Annotated in this window: 17 protein-coding genes; 11 read left to right on the plus strand and 6 right to left on the minus strand. The window is 32.3% G+C overall.

The window, feature by feature from the left end:
- Positions 1 to 74: 74 nt before the first annotated feature.
- The gene (locus NCC77_RS09805; RefSeq protein WP_250835406.1) at positions 75 to 1,304 is read left to right on the plus strand and encodes a hypothetical protein; all 1,230 of its coding nucleotides are present in this window, start codon (positions 75 to 77) and stop codon (positions 1,302 to 1,304) included.
- Between the two features lie 168 nt (positions 1,305 to 1,472).
- On the opposite strand, the gene NCC77_RS09810 is transcribed toward NCC77_RS09805, so the two are convergent.
- The 3 genes from NCC77_RS09810 to nirK are packed head-to-tail and all read right to left on the minus strand — an operon-like array spanning position 1,473 to position 4,328.
- A complete protein-coding gene (locus NCC77_RS09810) occupies positions 1,473 to 2,069 on the minus strand; it encodes an SCO family protein (RefSeq protein ID WP_250835407.1) in 597 nt (198 codons plus the stop codon).
- A gap of 17 nt (positions 2,070 to 2,086) precedes the next feature.
- Complete coding sequence (locus NCC77_RS09815) at positions 2,087 to 2,866, minus strand: formylglycine-generating enzyme family protein (RefSeq protein WP_250835408.1); 780 nt, start codon at positions 2,864 to 2,866, stop codon at positions 2,087 to 2,089.
- Positions 2,867 to 2,882: 16 nt separating this feature from the next.
- Complete coding sequence (gene nirK, locus NCC77_RS09820; RefSeq protein WP_250835409.1) at positions 2,883 to 4,328, minus strand: copper-containing nitrite reductase; 1,446 nt, start codon at positions 4,326 to 4,328, stop codon at positions 2,883 to 2,885.
- 258 nt (positions 4,329 to 4,586) lie between these two features.
- Here nirK and capB point away from each other — a divergent pair, with 258 nt between their 5' ends.
- A complete protein-coding gene (gene capB, locus NCC77_RS09825) occupies positions 4,587 to 5,846 on the plus strand; it encodes a cysteate-C-fatty acyltransferase (protein WP_095929960.1) in 1,260 nt (419 codons plus the stop codon).
- A 123-nt stretch (positions 5,847 to 5,969) separates the two neighbouring features.
- A complete protein-coding gene (locus tag NCC77_RS09830) occupies positions 5,970 to 6,458 on the plus strand; it encodes a hypothetical protein (protein ID WP_250835410.1) in 489 nt (162 codons plus the stop codon).
- 107 nt (positions 6,459 to 6,565) lie between these two features.
- Here NCC77_RS09830 and NCC77_RS09835 read toward each other — a convergent pair whose 3' ends face one another.
- On the minus strand, positions 6,566 to 7,684 hold the full coding sequence (locus NCC77_RS09835) for a GTP cyclohydrolase (RefSeq protein WP_250835411.1): 1,119 nt from the start codon (positions 7,682 to 7,684) through the stop codon (positions 6,566 to 6,568).
- A gap of 45 nt (positions 7,685 to 7,729) precedes the next feature.
- A complete protein-coding gene (locus tag NCC77_RS09840; protein ID WP_250835412.1) occupies positions 7,730 to 8,698 on the minus strand; it encodes a transporter in 969 nt (322 codons plus the stop codon).
- A gap of 123 nt (positions 8,699 to 8,821) precedes the next feature.
- Between NCC77_RS09840 and NCC77_RS09845 the strand changes: the two genes are divergently transcribed.
- The 6 genes from NCC77_RS09845 to NCC77_RS09870 all read left to right on the plus strand — a co-directional run bounded on the left by NCC77_RS09845 (position 8,822) and on the right by NCC77_RS09870 (position 16,751).
- Positions 8,822 to 9,115: a DUF4834 family protein gene (locus tag NCC77_RS09845; protein WP_177210233.1), complete on the plus strand. Its 294-nt coding sequence runs from the start codon at positions 8,822 to 8,824 to the stop codon at positions 9,113 to 9,115.
- A 49-nt stretch (positions 9,116 to 9,164) separates the two neighbouring features.
- Positions 9,165 to 11,624, plus strand: coding sequence for a YfhO family protein (locus NCC77_RS09850; protein WP_250835413.1), 2,460 nt, complete (start codon positions 9,165 to 9,167; stop codon positions 11,622 to 11,624).
- Positions 11,625 to 11,681: 57 nt separating this feature from the next.
- Positions 11,682 to 12,968, plus strand: coding sequence for a glycosyltransferase family 4 protein (locus tag NCC77_RS09855; protein WP_250835414.1), 1,287 nt, complete (start codon positions 11,682 to 11,684; stop codon positions 12,966 to 12,968).
- Between the two features lie 35 nt (positions 12,969 to 13,003).
- Positions 13,004 to 14,473: an oligosaccharide flippase family protein gene (locus NCC77_RS09860; protein ID WP_250835415.1), complete on the plus strand. Its 1,470-nt coding sequence runs from the start codon at positions 13,004 to 13,006 to the stop codon at positions 14,471 to 14,473.
- 96 nt (positions 14,474 to 14,569) lie between these two features.
- A complete protein-coding gene (locus NCC77_RS09865; RefSeq protein ID WP_250835416.1) occupies positions 14,570 to 16,222 on the plus strand; it encodes a mechanosensitive ion channel family protein in 1,653 nt (550 codons plus the stop codon).
- 229 nt (positions 16,223 to 16,451) lie between these two features.
- Positions 16,452 to 16,751: a DUF8108 domain-containing protein gene (locus NCC77_RS09870; protein WP_250835417.1), complete on the plus strand. Its 300-nt coding sequence runs from the start codon at positions 16,452 to 16,454 to the stop codon at positions 16,749 to 16,751.
- A 92-nt stretch (positions 16,752 to 16,843) separates the two neighbouring features.
- Here the strand turns inward: NCC77_RS09870 and uvrA are convergent, their stop codons facing one another.
- On the minus strand, positions 16,844 to 19,639 hold the full coding sequence (uvrA, locus tag NCC77_RS09875) for an excinuclease ABC subunit UvrA (RefSeq protein ID WP_250835418.1): 2,796 nt from the start codon (positions 19,637 to 19,639) through the stop codon (positions 16,844 to 16,846).
- 517 nt (positions 19,640 to 20,156) lie between these two features.
- On the opposite strand from uvrA, the gene NCC77_RS09880 reads away from it, so the two are divergent.
- On the plus strand, positions 20,157 to 20,741 hold the full coding sequence (locus NCC77_RS09880) for an RNA polymerase sigma factor (protein WP_250835419.1): 585 nt from the start codon (positions 20,157 to 20,159) through the stop codon (positions 20,739 to 20,741).
- Positions 20,742 to 20,791: 50 nt separating this feature from the next.
- On the plus strand, positions 20,792 to 20,935 hold the full coding sequence (locus NCC77_RS09885; protein ID WP_248726141.1) for a hypothetical protein: 144 nt from the start codon (positions 20,792 to 20,794) through the stop codon (positions 20,933 to 20,935).
- Positions 20,936 to 21,340 lie beyond the last annotated feature (405 nt).

The raw sequence follows: 21,340 nt of genomic DNA on the forward strand, positions 1-21,340 counted from the left end.
ATAGTTGAAAAAACATCGGTAATAATCTCCTAATATGATAATTATCGATGTTTTTATTTTTAAAAAGTTGCAATATGAATTCTCAAAAAACGTGGATACTGTGCTGTTTTTTTAATTTTCTGATTGCTTGCGTGTTCGGATTGTTAATGCGGTTTATGTATTTGTTTTCTTTAGATTTTCTAAACTATAGTTTTCTGCTTCATGCACATTCGCATGTTGCCATGTTAGGCTGGGTTTATTTGATCGTTTATTTTTTAATTGTTCATTTTTTTATTCCGAAAGAAAAAAGGCAGAAACCTATTTATAATCGTTTATTTTGGCTGACAGAATTTTCTGTTATTGGAATGATGATCGCTTTTCCAATTCAGGGCTATGCTTTGTTTTCCATTATTTTTTCGACAATGCATATTTTACTCAGTTATGTTTTTTGCCGTTTGGTTTGGAAAGATAGTTTAAGAGATAAATCTCCATCGCAAAGACTTTTGTCGGTTTCGATTCTATTTATGATTTTGTCAACTTGTGGAGTTTGGTGCCTCGGACCAGCTGTAAGCACGTTAGGAAAACAAAGCGCTTTTTATCAAATTGCGATTCAGTTTTTTCTCCATTTTCAATTTAATGGCTGGTTTATACTGGCAATTTTAGCTTTGTTTTTAAAACAATTTCAAAATAAAATTGATGAGGTAAAGTTTAAGAAGTTTTATTTTCTAATGGTTGTTTCTACGCTATTGACAGTTTGTTTTCCAGTTCGCTGGTTTATAGAAAATGATATTTTGAGTTATATCAATGGTTTGGGAGTTTTAATGCAATTAGGAGCTTTTATTTATTTCTATAAAATGCTACAACCACAAATAAATCATTTCAAAAGTACTTTAGATAAATCGACTAAAATAGTTTATGGTTTGGCATTATGTTCTTTGTTTTTGAAAGTAGGAATTCAATTGCTAACTCTTTTTCCTAATCTGGCAGAAGTTTCACATCAAATCAGAAATTTTGTAATCGGATTTATTCATTTGACCACTTTAGGAATTATAACAGGATTTTTGTTTGGAATTCTATTGCAGAATAAAATGCTTTCTGCTGATTCTTCAATATTGAAAATAGGAGTGAAGTGCTTTATTTTTGGATATATTTCAACCGAAGTTTTATTGTTTCTGCAAGGCTGGTTTTTCTTTTTTGGAAAAGGAAGTATTCTAGGATATTTTCAAAGTATTTTGATTTTTAGTATTCTTTTGGTTTTGGGATTGGTTTTGATTATGATATCTAAAATAAATTTTCTTTCCTGCAAGGTTTCAAAAACCTTGTAGGCTTTATCTTTTGAATGTTTAGATACCTACAAGGTTTTTGAAACCTTGCAGGAAGTCAAACTTTTCTAAATCATAAATTTAATGATAGAAGTTCGATTTAAATAAAAAACAAGAGTCAATTTATTTCTAAACCTACTCTTGTTTTTACTAATTAACCTATTTAAATATCTATATCTTTCCTGCTTCCAAATTTATTGCTTCAATTGTTTTTTCATTATTTACACCTAAACCTTCTTGTTGAAAAATTAATTCGCCTTCAGGATTGAAAACGCTAATAATGTTCGAATGTGAGAAATCTATCGGAGAGATTTTTTTATAATTGACAGCTAAAACTGCTGCAAATTCACGAGTGTTTTCTTCAGTTGAACGAAGGAAAATCCAAGGATCTTGATTCATTTTATTTTCAATTGCAAACGATTTTAATCTTTCGGGCGTATCTGTATTAGGATCAATACTAACCAAAATCAATTTGACATGTTGTTTGGTCTTTTTCTCCAGTTTTGATTCTATATCCCGCATATCGGCAACTAATCTAGGGCAAGCCGATTTGCAACTGGTATAAATCATCACCATTACCAAAACATTTCCTCTAAGTGATTTTAATTCAATATCTTTTCCATCTTGTGTTGTCCATTTAGAAGGTAGGTTGTAAATTGATAAATCGCTGATTTCCTTTTTTGTTTCTGCTTTTACTTCTTTTTTATCAGACTCTTTGCAACTGTAAAGCGAGAATAAGAGAAGAAAAGCAAATGCTATTTTTTTCATTATAAAATAATTTTAAATTAGATTTTCGGTTTTGTCGTGCTGGCACATCTAAATCCAAGATTTCTTGTAGAATACTGTGCTTTCAAGCTTCCTCTGAACGCATATCGCATAAATGCGGCATAATCCATTAAATCGGATGCATTTACAGATCCGCTTCCGCAGAAGAGGTTTTTATCGGTGCTTTTATCTTTTCTCGACTCTCCTGATAAAAAGATACTGTTGAAATCAGAAGTCCATTCCCAAACTAAACCATGCATGTCATAAACTCCCCAATAATTTTTAAAAGTTTTTCCAATTTCATTTTCATACGTTCTCGATTTCTCATACCAAGACAAAATATATTCGTTGAATTCTTTTTTGGTCCGTGCATCGACTTTTCTGGTGTCGGCCATTGCTACATATTCCCATTCATCCATTGTCGCTAATCGTTTTCCTTGACATTCACAGTACTTTTTTGCTGCAAACCAAGATACACTTGTTACTGGCGATTTAGGATTGGCATTTCCAAAATCAAAATCAGTTGTCCAATAAGACAAATAGCTTTTATCAGCGAAAATTCCTTTAATCTTAGATTTTTGATAAGAAGGATTTTTTTTGACGAATTCTAAAAACTCACTATTGGTTACAGGATAAATGTCTATGTAAAAAGGTTTTACTATAACAGGTTTTTGAGAAACAGCTCCATAAAGAGGGACATAAGATCCCTCTTTTATGAATGCCATCCCTTTTTCCTGAGCCTTCATGACACTAACCGCAGAGAAAAAGAAAATTGTAAGTATGAAAATGTATTTTTTCATTCTAGGAGTTTTGCTGTTATCTTAAAGCTTTAACCATTTCTGGTGTGACTTCTGTTTTGTTGTTACCCCAGCTATTATAAATGTAAGTCAATACATTTGCAATTTCATCATCAGATAAATTCTGAGCAGGCATTACGTTGTTGTATTTTTTACCATTAACGGTTACTTCTCCAGTCAAACCATGAAGAATTGTTTTAATTGCACGTTTAGAATCGGCATTTAAATAATCTGATTTTGCTAGAGGAGGAAAAGTACTTGGAATTCCTTGTCCTTCAGATTGGTGGCAAGCGAAACATGTTGTTCCAAAGATTTCTTTACCAATTTTAACTTTCTCTTCAGCAGTACGTTTCGGAACAGTAACTTTTGTTGCTGCCGTTCCAGGCATTTTTTGTATTGTTCCGCCCTCAGGCAAGTAAATACCCTCTTGAATGGTTCCTGAGTAAATGTTTTTATTTTCTTTTCCTTCAACTTTAAGCATTCCCAAAGCCCCTTTATTAAATGCTCTAAAAATAGAGTGATCAACCAGAATAAAAGTTCCCGGAGTTTCTACTTTAAAATCGACAATTGCCGCACCACCAGCAGGAATTAAAGTAGTCTGAACATTTTTATTTACTGTACTTCCACCTTCAACATGCACATTGTCAAATATTTCTCCAATAACGTGAAAAGAAGAAACTAAATTTGGTCCGCCATTTCCAACAAACAAACGAACAGTTTCGCCAACTTTTGCGGTTAATTCACCACCATTTGTTAAAGCACCAACTTTTCCATTAAATACAACATAATCAGGAGTTTCTTTAACCGCCTTATTCATGTCAAACGGCTGAAGACCTTTTGCACCATATTCGCCTTGAGTATAAAAATCACCCTGCATTACATAGTATTCTTTATCAACAGGAGGAAGTCCGCCTTCTGGTTCAACCAAAATTAATCCGTACATACCATTTGCAATGTGCATTCCCACAGGAGCAGTAGCACAGTGATAAACATACAATCCAGGATTTATAACTTTAAAGCTGAATACTTTTTCGTGTCCTGGAGCTACAAGAGATGAGGTTGCTCCACCTCCCGGGCCAGTTACAGCGTGTAAATCGATATTGTGAGGCAGTTTGTTATCGGGATGGTTTTTTAAGTGAAATTCTACTTCGTCGCCAACGCGAGTTCTAATAAAGCTTCCTGGAACAGAACCTCCAAATGTCCAATAGGTATATTTTACACCGTCAGTCATTGTTCCTTCTTGTTCTTTAATTTCCATGTTTAGTTTCAGTTTCATCGCTGTTCTGCTTCCGACTGGTTTAGGAACATGAGGAGGAGCTGTAAGTTCGGCATCCATTTCGCCTTCAGTCATAATATTTGCATACGACTTGTCTTCATTTTTTTTGCAGCTTCCTAAAATTAGCAGCGTAAATAAAGAGCAGATAAGAAAGCTCGTTTTAATCCAGGTTTTGTTAGTTCTTTTCATAATATATTTAGATTTAGTTTTGCTTTAAATTTCTAAACAAAAATAAAAGACTTCTTTGTCCTTTATTATGATATTAATCATGTTTTTACATAATTACAGAGCTAAAGAGCTTTTTGGAGATTAAATAAATAGATGTAAAATCTTATATTTCTTTTCTAGCAGAATATTTTTTAATAAAAATAATTGAGGCTCTTCATTTTAAATTAATAATGATTATTTTTGCTCGCTGATTAAGTAAAAAAAATTACTACATATATTATGGTAAAAGATTTATTCGAAAGAATTCAGGACAATAAAGGACCTTTAGGAAAATGGGCTTCTCAAGCAGAAGGTTATTATGTTTTCCCAAAGTTAGAAGGAGAGTTGGGTCCTAGAATGCAATTTCACGGAAAAAATATTTTAAACTGGAGTTTAAATGATTATTTAGGTTTAGCTAATCATCCAGAAGTTCGTCAGGCAGATACTGATGCAGCAATTCAATTTGGTGCAGCGTATCCGATGGGAGCTCGTATGATGTCTGGACACACTACGTACCACGAACAATTAGAGAATGAATTAGCAGAGTTCGTAATGAAAGAATCTGCTTATTTATTAAATTTTGGTTACCAAGGAATGGTGTCTATCATTGATGCTTTGGTTACTAAAAATGACATTATTGTTTATGATGTAGATTCACATGCTTGTATCATTGATGGTGTTCGTTTGCATATGGGTAAACGTTTCACATACAAACACAATGATTTGGAAAGTATGGAGAAAAACCTGCAGCGTGCTACTAAAATGGCAGAAGAAACAGGCGGAGGTATTTTATTTATTACTGAAGGTGTTTTCGGAATGCGCGGACAGCAAGGAAAATTAAAAGAAATTGCTGAATTAAAGAAAAAATACAATTTCAGATTATTAGTAGATGATGCTCACGGTTTTGGTACTTTAGGTAAAACTGGTGCTGGAGCAGGTGAGGAGCAAGGAGTTCAAGATCAAATTGATGTTTACTTCTCTACTTTTGCAAAATCTATGGCTAACATTGGTGCTTTCGTAGCGGCTGATAAAACAGTTATTGATTACTTGAAATATAATTTACGTTCTCAAATGTTTGCTAAAGCTTTACCAATGATTCAAACAATTGGTTCTTTAAAGCGTTTAGAGTTATTGCGTAAATCTTCTGCAATTAAAGACAAACTTTGGGAAAACGTAAATGCATTGCAAAGCGGTCTTAAAGAAAAAGGATTTAACATTGGAGATACCAATACTTGTATTACGCCAGTTTACTTAGAAGGAAGTATTCCGGAAGCAATGGTAATGGTAAACGATTTGAGAGAAAATTACGGAATTTTCCTTTCTATTGTGGTTTATCCAGTTATTCCAAAAGGAATTATTTTGTTAAGAATGATTCCAACTGCCTCTCATACTTTAGCCGATATCGAAGAGACTTTAACAGCATTTGAAGCGATCCGTGAGAAATTAGTTAACGGAACTTATAAAGAAATTGCTGAACGTACAACTGTTGACGTTTCGTAAGTTCTTAGAAAAATAGATTTCCTTAAGTGGGAATTATGTAAAAAAATCCATTTGTTCTACGAATGGATTTTTTTTTATTTAAGGTAACTTTATGTCATAATCACAAAATAAAAATAAAGAATTATGAAAAAAGTACTAACACTAATAGCTGTACTTTCCCTGTCGGTTTTTGCTTCTTGCAAAAAAGAAACAACGACGATAGAGCCAGTACAAATTACACCAAGTCCGCCAAAAGAAGCTGAACTTGTAGAGCCTGCGGGAGATCAATGTTATGCTTGGCGATTTAACGGAAGTATTATAGAAATGAGTTTTAATGTTAACTCTCATCAGGAAGTAAACGGAAAACTTAGCTATAATCTAGTTGGAAAAGATAAAAACGAAGGAACCTTAATCGGGAACATGAAAGGTGATACTTTAATTGCTGATTATACCTTTAATTCGGAAGGAGTTTCATCTGTAAGAGAAGTTGCTTTTCTGCAAAAAGACGGAACTTTTATTGAAGGATACGGCGATGTGGTAACCGCTAATAATAAGGTTTCTTTTAAAGATAAATCAAAGCTTAAATTTGATGCAAAAAATACTTTAGTAAAAGTAGATTGTAAAGTTGAGTAATGATGTGTTTTATAAAAGTGAAAAATCCATTCGTTTGGGGGCGAATGGATTTTTTTTATAGTTAATTTTCTGAAACTGAAAACTTCGACTGCGACTGAAAACTAAAATTAAAGATTCTTCAAATAAGTCTTTCTCTGACAGTGAATAATAGGGTTAAAGTTTTTCCAAAGCAAATGGATGGCATTATTTTCTAATAATTCTGGAGTTCTAATACAAGTTTGGATTCCTTTAGCAGAAAACGTTTTGTAATATTCATCAAAAATAATAGCCGTTACCCCTTTATTTTGATACTCAGGATGAACTCCGATAAGGTAGAAAACAACATCTTTACTGTGTTTTCTCGCTTTTAATAATTGCAGAAAACCAAAAGGGAATAATTTCCCTCTTATTTTTTGCAAAGCTTCAACAAAACTCGGCATTACAATGCTGAAAGCAACCAAATTATCGTCTTTATCCACTACAAATTTGATGTACTCTGGATTAATGAAGCTGATGTATTTCTTTTTAAAATACTCTTTTTGAACATCAGAAATGGCTACAAACGAGGCAAGTTTTTCATAAGATTCGTTAAACAAATCAAACATTTTGTCCACGTGAGGCATAATGTCTTTTGTTTTGGTAAAATTAAGCGCTTTTAATCCGTAACGTTTCTTGATTAACTCTTGCGCCTTTTGAAAGAATTCTGGTTTAACATTAGAAAAAGGAAATATACTCTCAATATATTGCTTTTCAACTTGAAAGCCTAATTCCTCAAAATGTCTCACATAATATTCGTGATTATACCATGTAATCATGGTTCCTACTTGATCAAAACCTTCAGTAAGAACACCAACTTTATCTAGATTCGAGAATCCCATTGGGCCTTCAGCATGCTCTAAGTTGTGTTTTCTTCCTAATTCATAGACTTTTTCGAGCAGAGCTTTTGTGACTTCAATATCATCAATTACATCAAACCATCCAAAGCGAACTTTTCTTTTATGCTGATTATTTACTTCAGACCAATTGATAATGGCAGTAATACGCCCAACAATTTTATTGTCTCTGTATGCTAGATAAAAATAAGCTTCAGCATTATCAAATGCAGGATTTTTGGTTTTGTCAAAAGATTCCAACTCATCTGAAATAATAGGTGGTACCCAATACGGATTATCCTTGTATAATGAGAAAGGAAATTTGATGTATTCGGTTAATTCTTTCTTGCTTTTGGCTTCTTTAATTGTAATCATTAGGTGGTATTAATAGTCCTTAAAAAGGATCTAGTTATGTATGTTTTATTCGTATTTTGCTTTACGTTTTCTTTCTTTTTCCTGATAATCAACTTTTTTCTCGTTGTCAGGATTCTTTTTAGCTCTATCTGCCGCTTTGTTTTCAATTTGTTTTTCTTTGTACCATCCGTCATAACGCCATGATACACCAACGCCTCCATATACAATAGATGGTGTGTTTTTGAAATTTGTGCTTATAGAAGCATCAACCTGCATATTCGAAGACAGCAAAAAAGCAGCTCCTGCACGAAGGATTGAATCGCTATAAAAATCACTTTTATGTCCTTGGTTTTCAATAAAACCAGACCATCTATCATTGAATCCGTGCGTCAAAGTTAATATATATCCGTAACTTGGATAGTCTGTACTGATATAATCTGCAAAAATATTAGTTACAAACACCCAAGATCCGCCTCCTAGCAAGTTTTGCGTGATCAACGAAACTTTAGGTGAAATTTCGCCATCTGGAGAAAAATAGTAAGGATTATTTGCGCCAACAAAATTAGCTCCAGCAAAAACCGAAACCGCTGGAATTAATTCGCGCCATTGAAAATTACGATTGGCTCTATAGCTGTAAATGTTTACTTCTCTCTTATAGTTTTTGTATGGATCATAAATAAGATATTTAGCTCCTAAAACCGTTTGTCTGAAATTATTCTTTTTGTAACTAGTATACGGAGTATCAAAGTTTTCTGTCTGATATTGTAAATCTACAACAAACTCTAGCTGTTCTAAAAAAGCGCCATATCTTAGGGTTAAATCTGTACCAAATCCGCTGGCATCATAATCTAATAAATCGTGTTTTTCTTTAATGCCATAAACACCAAGTTCGGCCTGAATTACAGATTTTCCGACAGCATATGCTGACATGGTTTCTCCTGGGCGGTTGGAATTAATAACATCAGTGTATTGTGCAAAAAACAGTTGTGGAATAAAAAAAAGTACCGGGGCAAGTAAGTTTTTAATTTTGGACATATAATTTTTTTTGGATTAAAAAATAATAACGCATTTCAAATGTACATATTTTATTATTTATTTAAGATTCATATTTTATTTTTAAGGAATGGATTTATTAATTTTGGAAAAAAATATATAGTTATGCAAGAAGCATCATTTTCAGGTTTGTTTAAGACCATCATGTGGGTTATAGCTTTTTATTACATTTTTAAATTTTTAGCTAGAATCTTTTTGCCAGTATTGGTAAAAAAGGCGGTAGAAAATGCTAGTGAAAATTTTCAAAGACAGCAACAGCAGTATAATCAAAGCAATACGTATCAGAACAAACAATATACAAATAATAATGATGAAATAATCATTAATACCGCTAATGCTAAAAACCCTCGCGAAACCAAAAAAGTGGGAGAGTATGTTGATTACGAAGAAATAGATTAGATTTGTGTCCTGAAAATTTAGGATTCATTTTAACCCAAACTAGCCAAAATTGAAAATAGTAAATAAGTTCTATCCGCATGCCCTTGTTATCTTGGGCTTTATTTTTGTTTCGTTAATTTATTTTTATCCAGTTCTGCAAGGAAAACAAATCTTCCAGTCTGATATTGCTCAATACACCGGAATGGCAAAAGAGCAAAACGATTTTAGAGCAACGGAAAATGCTGAACCTTATTGGACAAACTCTGCTTTTGGAGGTATGCCAACCTATCAGCTTGGAGCAAATTATCCGAACGATTTTATTGGTAAAGTTGATGACGTACTGCGTTTTCTTCCGCGTCCTGCAGATTACTTATTTTTATATTTCCTTGGTTTTTATGGCTTATTATTGGTTTTAAAAACAGATCCTTTAAAAGCCTTTATAGGTTCAATTGCCTTTGGTTTATCTACTTATATGATCATTATTTTAGGGGTTGGGCATAATGCTAAAGCGCATGCTATTGCCTATATGCCTTTAGTGATTGCTGGTTTTATACTCGTCTTTCAGAAGAAGTACATTAAGGGAGGTCTGCTCACCATGTTTGCCGTAGCACTAGAAATTAGTGCCAATCACTTCCAAATGACCTATTATTTATTGATTTTCTTATTGATACTTTCAGGTTATTATGCTTACAATTTTATTAAAGAAAAAGATTTTAAAGGACTTCTAATTTCTTGTGGAGTTTTATTAGTTGCAGGGATTTTTGCCTTAGGTGCCAATGCAGGTAATTTAATGGCAACCAACGAATATGCTAAATACAGTATCAGAGATAAAAGCGAGTTGACTTTTAATCCAGACGGATCTAAAAATGAAACGACTGCTTCTATGACTACAGATTATATTACAGAATATAGTTATGGTATTGCAGAAAGTTTAAATTTAATTGCACCAAGAATTTTTGGAGGTTCAAGTCACGAAAACGTGGGTACAGATAGCCGCATGTATGCATTTATGCTTGAGCAGGGAGTTCCTGCATCTCAAGCTCAGGATTTTGTTTCTGGAATGCCAACGTATTGGGGAGATCAGCCAATCGTTTCTGCACCAGCTTATATTGGAGCTGTAGTTTTCTTTTTAGCAGTTTTAGCTTTATTTATAGACGAAAGAAAGATTAAATATGTTTTTCTTACCGGAGCACTTTTTACTTTGGTGCTTTCTTGGGGGAAAAACTTCTCTTTATTGACCAACTTTTTTATAGAATATGTTCCTCTTTACGATAAATTTAGAGCTGTATCTTCAATTCAGGTTATTTTAGAATTATGTTTCCCTGTTTTAGCCGTTATGGGATTACAATCATTCTTTAAAGCTAAAGATGAGCCAAAATTGCAGCAAAAAGCATTAGTGCAAACAGGCGTTTTTGGTTTAGGAATACTTGTTATTTTGCTAATAGCTAAAAGTTTCTTCCATTTTACAGGAACTAGTGATCAATATTTCTTAGAAAGTTACGGGCCAGGTTTCGTTGATGCTTTAAAAGAAGACAGAATGACGATGTATTATGCAGATTTACTAAGATCTGGATTCTTAATTATAGTGACATTTGTAGTGCTTTGGATGTTTGTAAAGAATAAATTCTCTCAAACAACTACTTTAGTTGTAGTTGGATTAGTAATGATTTTTGATTTATTCTTTGTAGATAAAAAATACGTTTCTGCCAAAGATTTTGTAAGCCCGGTTCAGATAGCGGCTCCTTTCCAAGAAACGCAGGCAGATGCACAAATTTTAAAAGATACTTCAGTTTACCGTGTATTTGATCTTCAAGGGCAATTGCAAGGAAGATCTTCATACTTCCATAAAACTATTGGAGGTTATAGTGCTGTAAGACCAAGAAGAATGCAGCAATTGTACGATTACCAAATCGCTAAAAATAATCTGGAAGTGCTTAATATGTTGAATGTTAAGTATGTAATTCAAGTGGATAAAGACGGAAATCAAATTCCTGCTGTTAATCCAGATGCTAATGGAAATGCTTGGTTTGTAGAATCGGTAAAACTGGTAAACAAACCTGACGATGTAATGAAAGCGTTGAATACTTTGGATACCAAAAAAGTAGCAGTTTTCAATGTTCACGAGCATGAAAGTAAATTCCAAAATGCGAGATTAAAGAAAGCTTTTGATACAACAGGAACAATTAAAGTTGTTACTTATAAGCCAAATTATATCAAATACAAATCAGAAAATAATGGAGACGGTTTAGCTGTTTTCTCTGAAATGTATTATAAAAATGGCTGGAACGCTTATATTGATGGAAAATTGACAGATCATTTCCCTGTTGATTATGTTTTAAGAGCTATGGAAATCCCTGCAGGAAAACATACTATTGAATTTAAATTCGAGCCTCAGATTATTAAAACTGGAGGAACCATTACGTTAATAAGCTCAATTGGAATGCTATTGCTTTTAGCTGGAGGGATTTATTTTGAGAAATTCTACCGCAAAGATTCGCAAAAAAGTCACAGAGATACTCAAAATAATTAAAAAAAAAATCTTTGCGATACTCAGTGTTGACTTTGTGAATCTCTGTGTAATTTAAATATGGAACAAAAAAAACTTTTAATAATTACCTATTATTTTCCACCTGCGGGGGGGCCTGGTGTACAACGTTGGCTAAAATTTGTAAAATATCTGCCAGAATTTGATGTTCAGCCAATAGTTTATGTTCCAGAAAACCCGACTTATCCAATTGTTGATGAAGGTTTGGTAAGTGAAATATCAGATAAAGTAATCGTTCTAAAGAATAAAATTTGGGAGCCATATCAATTGGCTTCTATTTTTTCAAAAAATAAAACCAAGAAAATCAGTTCTGGGATTTTTCCGCAAAAGAAAAAACAAACTTTTCTGGATAAAACATTTCTTTGGGTTAGAGGAAATCTTTTTATTCCAGATGCACGTGTGTTTTGGGTAAAACCATCCGTTTCTTATTTAGAAAAATACATTAAGGAAAATAATATTGATACCATTGTAACTTCTGGACCGCCACACAGTTTACACTTAATTGGTTTAGAATTACAACAGAAATTAAAAGTAAAATGGTTTGCCGATTTCCGTGATCCTTGGACGACAATTGGGTATCACAAAGCGCTTCGTTTATCTTCTTATGCCGAAAAAGAACATAAGAACTTAGAACGCAAAGTGCTTAATTCTGCAGACGAAATCATTGTAACAAGCAAAACTACAAAAGCTGAATTTGAGGCTATTACCAATAAGCCAATTACGGTAATTACAAACGGTTATGATGTTGAAACTGTCGAAAAACAGACGCTAGACACTAAATTCACTTTAGCCCATATCGGTTCATTTTTGTCCGATAGAAATCCGCCATTTTTATGGGAAGTTTTAGTTGAGTTGTTGCAAGAAGTTCCAGAATTTAAGACACATTTAGAAATAAAATTAATTGGAGCAGTAAGCCAAGAAGTTCTAGATGCTATTCAAGAAAATCAGTTAAATGATTATTTGAATTTGGTGGGTTACGTTTCTCACAAAGAAGCCGTTGCGCATCAACGAAAATCTCAGGTTTTGCTTTTAATAGAAATTAATTCTGAAGATACTAAAAGCATTATTCCAGGGAAATTGTTCGAATATATGGTCTCAAACCGTCCAATAATCGCTATTGGGCCTCAAGGTTCAGACTTTGCCGATATCGTTACGCAGACCAATACAGGAGTATTTTTTGATTATTCTGAGAAAGCGAAATTAAAAAGTGTAATTTTGGACTTTTTTAATCAGTTTTTGGAAGGGAAATTACAATCGCATGGAATTGGTTTACAGCAATATTCAAGAAAAAACCTAACCAAACAATTAGCACAGCTGATTAGAGGATAATCATTTAAAAATAAAATACAATCTAAACTCAAGAAATGGGTATTGTCTTAAATCAGTCTTTTAAAAACACTATAATTACATACATTGGTTTTGGTATCGGAGCCATTAATACATTATACCTTTATCCCGTTTTTCTTGGGGCAACTTATTATGCATTAACTAATTATGTTACATCCGCAGCAAACGTAATTATGCCTTTGTTTGCAATCGGAATGCAGAATACGCTTGTAAAATTTTATTCGCAGTATGAAACAGAAGAAGAAAGAGAGCAGTTTTTGTCTTTTACAGCACTGTTTCCCATTTTAATGTGTATTCCGTTAGGACTTATCGGCATCTTCTTCTACGACGATATAACCGATTTTGTTTCTAAAGAGAACCCAGTTGTTCGTGAGTTCATGCTCCTTATTCCGTTTATTGGAATATGCATGGCCTATTTCGAGATATTTTACGCTTGGGCGAGAGTGCATATGCATTCTGTTTTTGGAAATTTTATAAAGGAAGTTGGCTTAAGATTGCTTTCTACATTTGCTTTGATCGGATTGTATTTCAACTGGATCAGTTTGGTTGAGTTTGTTTATGTAACGGCAGGTATTTATTTTCTGGCTTTTATTGTCACAATGTTTTATGCATTTTACATTAAAAAGCCTAATTTCCAGATTACAATACCAGAAAATGTAAAAAGTGTAATGGAGTATACTTTTTATATTATCTTGTCAGGAAGCGTTGCCAATTTGCTTCTAGATGGAGATAAGCTGATGCTGAATCAATACATGAAGATTGAAAATATTGCATATTATTCAGTCGCTACTTATATCGCTTTGGTTATTTCGGTGCCGAGCCGTGCCATGCATCAGATTGTGTATCCGATCACAGCAAAGTTAATGCATGAAAACAAACACGATGAATTAAATCTACTGTACAAAAAGACGTCAATTAACTTACAGATCGTCGGCGGATTTGTAATGCTGTGTATTTTTGTGAACATTCATCAATTGTATGAATTGGTTCCAAAAGAGTACAGCGGAGGTATTTCAGTTGTATTTATGATTGGTCTTTCTAAGTATTTTGACTTGATTTTAGGCAATAATAATGCTATTATTTTTAATACCAAATATTACCGTATGGTATTGTATTTAGGATTAATGCTTGTTGTTCTAACTGTAATTCTAAACATGATATTTATTCCGATTTTCGGGATTTTTGGTTCTGCCTTTGCAACACTTTTATCGATTACTTTATATAGTTTGGCAAAACTGCTTTTTGTGGTGAAAAAACTTCATTTATACCCTTTTACAAAACAGACTATTCATTCGATGCTCCTAACCTTTGCATTGTTTTTATTGTTTTATTTCTGGGAATTCCCATTTTTTCAATTAATCAGTATTGCTTTAAAATCAATATTAGTAACTATTTTATATCTGTACTTGAATTATAAGTTTAAGATTTCACCAGATATTAATAATGTTATTGATTCAATTTTCAAAAAATTAGGTTTTAAAATTTGATCTGATTTTTCTGTAAAAAAGAAGGTAATTTAAAAATCGTATCTTTTTTGTTTTTATATTTGTTAGAAAGGATAACTAATTTATTTCTAATAGAATATGAAAATAAAAGTACTCAGTTTATTAGCTTTCTTTTTTGTTTTGTTTTCTTTTTCAGTAATGGCCCAGACCAAAAATCTGAAAAATTCTGAAAAAGAAGCAGTGACAGTAAAATTAAAAGGTTATCCTGTAAAGCCTTTTAACGATACACTTTTTCTAGTATATCATAATGTAGGTTCTTTTTCTGCAAAAGAACGGGCAGAATATATTGCCAATAAAATTAAAAGACTTTATAACGAATCTTTTTTTGAAAAAGATTCTATAAAGATTGTTCCTTCAGATGCTTCTATGGATATTATTTACCAAAGCGATCTGGTTATCATGTCTGTTTTTGATGCTGATGCAAAAGCAGAAAATAGTACTGTAGAGAATATTGCCAAGCGTAATCTGGGTAAGATTAAAAGTGCAATAATTTATCAGAATGAAAACTATTCACAACTTCCTAAGCGAATTGGTTACACGGTGCTATTGACTCTTATAATTGGATTGGTTTTATTTTTGATATCGAAAGTCTTCAATTATATAAAAGGTTATATCGTAAAAAACAGGGCAAAATATTTTAAAGGGGTAAGTTACAATTCAATTAAGATATTATCTCCAGGAAAACAGCAGTCTTTATTGCTTCGGTTTTTTGGTTTTGTAAAAATTATAACGCTTATTTTAATTGTTTATCTGTCGCTTCCTGTCTTGTTCAGTATTTTTCCAGCGACAAAAGATTATACTACAACATTGCTAAAATGGATTTTGACGCCAGCAAAATCTGCTTTTATGGGATTTGTTGGTTTTCTTCCAAGCCTATTTACTATCATAGTAATTATCATTATTTTTAAATACTCACTTAAGGTAATTAAGTTTTTCTTTTATGAAATAAAATCAGAAAACATTAAAATTGATGGTTTTTATAGTGATTGGGCATTACCGACATTTAATATCATCAGGCTTCTAATGTACGCTTTCATGCTGGTAATAATTTTTCCGTATTTGCCAGGTTCAGATTCGCCTATTTTCAAGGGAGTTTCGGTATTTGTCGGAGTATTATTCTCGCTTGGTTCTTCCAATGCCATTGCGAATATGGTTGCAGGTTTGGTTATTACATACATGCGTCCATTTAAAATTGGGGATTATATTAAAATTGGAGAGGTAAGCGGAGAAGTAATTGAAAAAACTGCCTTGGTTACCAGAATTAGAACGCCAAAATTTGAAGATATTACGATTCCAAATGCTACCGTTTTATCGAGTACTTCTACCAATTATTCAGCAAACACAAATCAGTCCACAAACGGATTGTTAATTCATACAACAGTAACAATTGGATATGATGTTCCTTGGAAAGATATATATGCCGCTCTGATAGATGCGGCTCTAAATACTGAAATGATAGAAAAAGAGCCAAAACCGTTTGTTCTGCAAACGAGTCTCGATGATTTTTATGTTTCATATCAGATTAATGTTTATACAAAAGAACCTACAAAACAGCCTCGTATTTATTCCTCGCTTCATCAGAATATTCAGGATTCTTTTAATACTGCTGGTATAGAGATTATGTCACCACATTATGGTGCTCTACGAGACGGGAATACCACTACAATTCCGCCTAATTATTTAAAAGAAGATTACGAAGCTCCTGTTTTTAATTTTAAAAATAAAGGTTAAATAATTGATAGCAAGTGATTAAATTTAAAACTTTAACACTTGAATACTTTGTAATTAATTGAATAAAAATTAACTTTAACATGAAAGTTTAGCACTACTTTCCCTTAATTGCAGTTTTTTTTCTAATAAAATGATTAAATATAAGTGTTTTTTTATTTTTTAGAATTAAGTATTTTTGCAGGAAATTACGAATAAAAGTGTAACCAGAATTAATTGTAGATTAGAAATTATGAAGTACAATCATCTCAGCCCGGAACAAAGCATGCAAGTATTTTCTAATATGATTTCAAACAAAGTTCATAATGGATTTACTTTAGAAGAAAGAAATGATGAATTGCTTTTCGCAGTCTTATCAAAAGGAGGAAAAGTAGTTAATCACAGTTTAAATTTTTTGATTTTTTGTTTAACTCTAGGTTTATGGTCATTTGCGTGGCTGTATTTAACCTTTGAAGCTTCAAAACAAAAAAAGATTTTAGTAGCTATTGACGAAGATGGTCTTCCTTTTGAGGAAAGATGTTTGGTAGCATAAGAATATTAAAAAAACGAGAAATAAAATATAAAGCCATAAATGCAAACTAATCAATTGCATTTATGGCTTTGTTATTTAAAAGCGGGTAAGATTTATAATTTGTCTTTTAAGTAAACTCCCGTCACCGATTCTTTTACTTTTACAATCTCTTCAGGAGTTCCAGATGCTAATAAATGCCCTCCATTTTCTCCGCCTTCTGGGCCTAAATCAAGTATCCAATCGGCACATTTTATTAAGTCAAGGTTGTGTTCGATTACAATTATCGAATGTCCTTTATCTATTAAAGCATCAAAAGAAGCTAAAAGTTTTTTAATGTCATGAAAATGAAGACCGGTTGTTGGCTCATCAAATACGAACAAGGCCTTGTCTTTTGTTGCTCCTTTAACTAAAAAGGAAGCCAATTTAATACGCTGTGCTTCTCCACCAGAAAGTGTAGAAGAAGATTGTCCTAATTGAACATATCCTAAACCCACATCTTGTAAAGGCTGCAATTTTTGAGTGATTTTAGCCTGTTTATTTTTTTCGAAAAAGGCAATCGCATCGTCAATTGTCATGGTAAGAATGTCATTGATGTTTTGATTGTCAAAAGTAACTTCTAGAATCTCTTTTTTAAATCGTTTTCCGCCACAAGTTTCACAAGGCAGAGAAACATCGGCCATAAAGACCATTTCGACATTTATAGAGCCTTCACCTTTACAAGTTTCGCATCGTCCTCCGTCAACATTAAAAGAGAAGTGTTTCGCCTGATAACCTCTTATTTTTGATAATTTTTCTTTAGCATACAAATCACGAATATCATCATATGCTTTGATATAGGTAACTGGATTTGATCTTGAACTTCTTCCAATCGGATTTTGATCTACATACTCAATATGTTTAATTTGCGAAAAAGATCCAGAAATTTCAGTAAATTGTCCTGCTTTTTCAGAGGCGCTTTCTAGTTTTTTCTGTACGGCCGGAAACAAAATTTTCTTAATCAAAGTACTTTTTCCGCTTCCAGAAACTCCTGTAACAACAGTTAGAACATCTAGTGGAAAAGTAACATTAATATTCTTTAAGTTATTTTCGCGTGCGCCAATAATGTCAATATGATTTTTAAATTTTCTTCTCTTCTTTGGAACAGAAATTTCTAAATCGCCATTTAAATATTTTGCGGTCAAAGAATCAGATTTTAAAATCTCATCATAAGTTCCTTGTGCAACCAATTTTCCTCCAAAAGTTCCAGCTTCGGGACCAATATCAATAATCATATCGGCAGCTTTCATAATATCTTCGTCATGTTCAACCACAATTACGGTGTTGCCAAGATCACGAAGAGAAAGCAATACTTTGATCAGCCTTTCTGAATCTTTTGGATGAAGACCAATACTTGGCTCATCCAAAATATACATCGATCCAACCAAACTGCTTCCAAGCGAAGTCGCTAGATTAATACGCTGCGATTCTCCTCCAGAAAGTGTAGCAGAATTTCTATTTAAAGTAAGATAATCCAATCCAACTTCGGTTAAGAAAGATAAACGATTATTGATTTCGACCATCAAACGTTTAGCGATTTGCTGTTTGTACTGATTTAATTCAATGTTTTTGAAGAAAGTAACCAAATGCTTAATCGGTAAATCTACCAAGTCAGAAACCGTTTTTCCGTTTATTTTTACGTAAGATGCTTCTTCGCGCAGACGTTTTCCTTTACAAACATGACATTTTGTTTTTCCGCGGTAACGAGATAGCATTACACGATTTTGAATCTTGTAATTTTTTTCTTCCAATTCCTTGAAGAAATCATTAAGTCCTTGAAAATACTGATTTCCAGTCCAAATTAAATCTTTCTGTTCGTCTGTTAATTGAAAATAAGGTTTGTGAATTGGGAAATCAAATTTATAAGCATGTTTAACCAATTCATCTTTGTACCAGCTCATGCTTTCGCCGCGCCATGGATAAATCGCACTTTCATAAATGGATAATGAAGTGTTCGGAACAACCAGATCAGCATCAATGCCAATTATATTTCCATAACCTTCACAAACAGGGCAAGCTCCATACGGATTGTTGAAACTGAATAAATGCACATTTGGCTCCAGGAAAGTCATTCCGTCAAGCTCAAAATTATTAGAATAAGAAAATCTCTTTTCTGCATTTAATTCTTGAAGGTAACAAATTCCTTTTCCTTCAAAAAAAGCAGTTTGTACAGCGTCAGCCAGACGGTTATAAAATTCTTCTTCCTCTTTTACAACAATACGATCAATGATCAATAAAATATCTTTATTGTCTAATTGATGTAAATCTGAAGCTGAAAATTCATCTAAACGAACCATTTCATTATCAACCAAGATACGGGCAAAACCTTGCTGTAAAAGGACTTTTAGTTTATCTTCTAATTGTCTGCCTTCTTCAAGATGAATAGGAGCAAGAAGAAGCCATCTGCTATCGAGTGGAAGACTTTTAACGTCGGAAATAACATCTGTAACGGTATTTTTTTTGACTTCCTGCCCAGAAATAGGAGAGTAGGTGCGTCCGATTCTCGCAAACAAAAGTTTGATGTAGTCGTAAATTTCTGTAGAAGTTCCTACAGTCGAACGGGCGTTGGTTGTATTTACTTTTTGCTCAATAGCAATTGCAGGAGCAATACCTTTAATGTATTCTACCTTCGGTTTGTCTAAACGGCCTAAAAACTGACGCGCATAAGAGGATAAACTTTCTACGTAACGTCTTTGTCCTTCGGCATATAAAGTGTCAAAAGCTAAACTCGATTTTCCTGATCCTGAAAGACCTGTAATAACAACCAGTTTATTTCTTGGAATAACTACATCTACATTTTTTAAATTATGTACCTGAGCTCCTTTAATTATAATATTTGATTTTGGATCTATTTTAGAAAGGTCAATTTGCATAAAAAAGTCAATTTTTACAAAAGTAATCAATTTTGAATTGGATTTAGTTAAGGATTTAGTTCCAAATCTTAACTATTTTAATCTTTTAGGATTCTTTTTTGAACCCATTTTTAACTTAAAAAAGATGCTTTTTGCATGAAAATAAATTGTTCTGCAAAAAAATATTAAACGATTGTCTGTTTATTTCGGGAAAAAATTGTAATTTGAATTTTGATTTGAATGAATAAGTAAATATTATCTCGTTAATATTGAGGTGTTTAGATGTGTTTTTTAACGCTTTTAAGCCTCTTTCGTTTTATGAATTTTTAGCTGTTTGTACGTAAATTTTATGTTTATGGTACATTAATAAAAGTTTTACTAATAATTATTAATGATTTTATTTGCTTTTTAAAACTAAAATTTGTTAAATTTGGTCACAATATTAACATAACCTATAAAAAAGAAACGCCTATATAAGAAAACTACTTTTTAGAAAATACTCCAAATTTTAAAATTAAAACTAAAAAAAGTAGTTATTATGGCTGATCTGCATACTCCAGACGCTCTATTAGTAAAAAATTATGTTGACGGTAGTGAAGCTGCACTTGCAACATTAATAAAAAGGCACGAGTCTAAGATATATGGATTTATATATTCTAAGATAGCTGATAGAGATATTTCAAATGATATTTTTCAAGATACATTTATTAAAGTAATTAAAACTTTAAAAAGTAATTCGTACAACGAAGAAGGTAAATTTTTGCCTTGGGTTATGCGTATTTCTCATAATTTAATTGTAGATCATTTTCGCAAGACAAAGAAAATGCCGATGTACAGAGAGACAGAAGAGTTTTCTATCTTCTCTATTATGTCAGACGATACCTTGACAATTGAAGGTAAAATGATTGTAGATCAAGTAGAACTTGATTTGAAAAAGCTAATAGAAGAGCTTCCAGAAGACCAAAAGGAAGTGCTTGTAATGCGTATGTATCAAGATATGAGCTTCAAAGAAATCTCTGAAGTAACAGGCGTTAGCATCAATACAGCATTAGGAAGAATGCGTTATGCACTAATGAATTTGAGAAAAATAATAGATAAACATCAAATTATTTTAACCAACTAATACTATTTTGATAATAAGCCCGTTATATTAGTATAAAATAGTCTGATAGTATGGGGAAAATTTACTCAAAAAAAGCATTAGCTTCTAAAAATCTTAAACCTAAAAAAGAAGTTGTTTCTTTTTTATTGAATTATTCAAGAGCCTTGACTGTAGTTAAGATTGAGGATAAAAATTTTGAGATTATAGCTAACTAAACAGCCCACTGGTTCTGTCGGATGTTTATCAAAATAAACCAAATGGTCGTTTTGGTTTAAGAGCTCACTGTTTGTATATTTAATATACAGGTAGTGAGTTTTTTTATTTCTACTCTTTTTTGATATAAAAACATAAGGTTTTTACATCATTTTTCTCCTCTTTTTGTTAAAATTTAAAAATTTGATGAGAATTTATATGTTTATTTGGTTTTTAATTCTATTTTAGTTAAAAAACTAACTTTTTATTCGAATAAAATGCTTTTGTGAAGTGTTATTCGTATTGAAAAGTTGTTTAAGATAAGAATTAGAAAATAAACATTAAAAATTAAATATTTAACCCCCAAAACAGATCGTTTATGAAGAAAAACTACCCTGCTTTATTTTGTTAAGTTTGATGCTCATTTG

The organism is Flavobacterium tyrosinilyticum, from assembly GCF_023656565.1.
GTDB lineage: Bacteria > Bacteroidota > Bacteroidia > Flavobacteriales > Flavobacteriaceae > Flavobacterium > Flavobacterium tyrosinilyticum.

What these genes read in the sequence shown, in the direction of transcription:
- NCC77_RS09845 (WP_177210233.1), top strand. Translation starts at nt 8,822, where the DNA reads ATGCAAGAAGCATCATTTTCAGGTTTGTTTAAGACCATCATGTGGGTT.
- NCC77_RS09870 (WP_250835417.1), top strand. Translation starts at nt 16,452, where the DNA reads ATGAAGTACAATCATCTCAGCCCGGAACAAAGCATGCAAGTATTTTCT.
- NCC77_RS09885 (WP_248726141.1), top strand. Translation starts at nt 20,792, where the DNA reads ATGGGGAAAATTTACTCAAAAAAAGCATTAGCTTCTAAAAATCTTAAA.
- NCC77_RS09880 (WP_250835419.1), top strand. Translation starts at nt 20,157, where the DNA reads ATGGCTGATCTGCATACTCCAGACGCTCTATTAGTAAAAAATTATGTT.
- NCC77_RS09830 (WP_250835410.1), top strand. Translation starts at nt 5,970, where the DNA reads ATGAAAAAAGTACTAACACTAATAGCTGTACTTTCCCTGTCGGTTTTT.
- NCC77_RS09835 (WP_250835411.1), bottom strand. Translation starts at nt 7,684, where the DNA reads ATGATTACAATTAAAGAAGCCAAAAGCAAGAAAGAATTAACCGAATAC.
- nirK (WP_250835409.1), bottom strand. Translation starts at nt 4,328, where the DNA reads ATGAAAAGAACTAACAAAACCTGGATTAAAACGAGCTTTCTTATCTGC.
- NCC77_RS09805 (WP_250835406.1), top strand. Translation starts at nt 75, where the DNA reads ATGAATTCTCAAAAAACGTGGATACTGTGCTGTTTTTTTAATTTTCTG.
- NCC77_RS09860 (WP_250835415.1), top strand. Translation starts at nt 13,004, where the DNA reads ATGGGTATTGTCTTAAATCAGTCTTTTAAAAACACTATAATTACATAC.
- capB (WP_095929960.1), top strand. Translation starts at nt 4,587, where the DNA reads ATGGTAAAAGATTTATTCGAAAGAATTCAGGACAATAAAGGACCTTTA.
- uvrA (WP_250835418.1), bottom strand. Translation starts at nt 19,639, where the DNA reads ATGCAAATTGACCTTTCTAAAATAGATCCAAAATCAAATATTATAATT.
- NCC77_RS09865 (WP_250835416.1), top strand. Translation starts at nt 14,570, where the DNA reads ATGAAAATAAAAGTACTCAGTTTATTAGCTTTCTTTTTTGTTTTGTTT.
- NCC77_RS09840 (WP_250835412.1), bottom strand. Translation starts at nt 8,698, where the DNA reads ATGTCCAAAATTAAAAACTTACTTGCCCCGGTACTTTTTTTTATTCCA.
- NCC77_RS09810 (WP_250835407.1), bottom strand. Translation starts at nt 2,069, where the DNA reads ATGAAAAAAATAGCATTTGCTTTTCTTCTCTTATTCTCGCTTTACAGT.
- NCC77_RS09815 (WP_250835408.1), bottom strand. Translation starts at nt 2,866, where the DNA reads ATGAAAAAATACATTTTCATACTTACAATTTTCTTTTTCTCTGCGGTT.
- NCC77_RS09855 (WP_250835414.1), top strand. Translation starts at nt 11,682, where the DNA reads ATGGAACAAAAAAAACTTTTAATAATTACCTATTATTTTCCACCTGCG.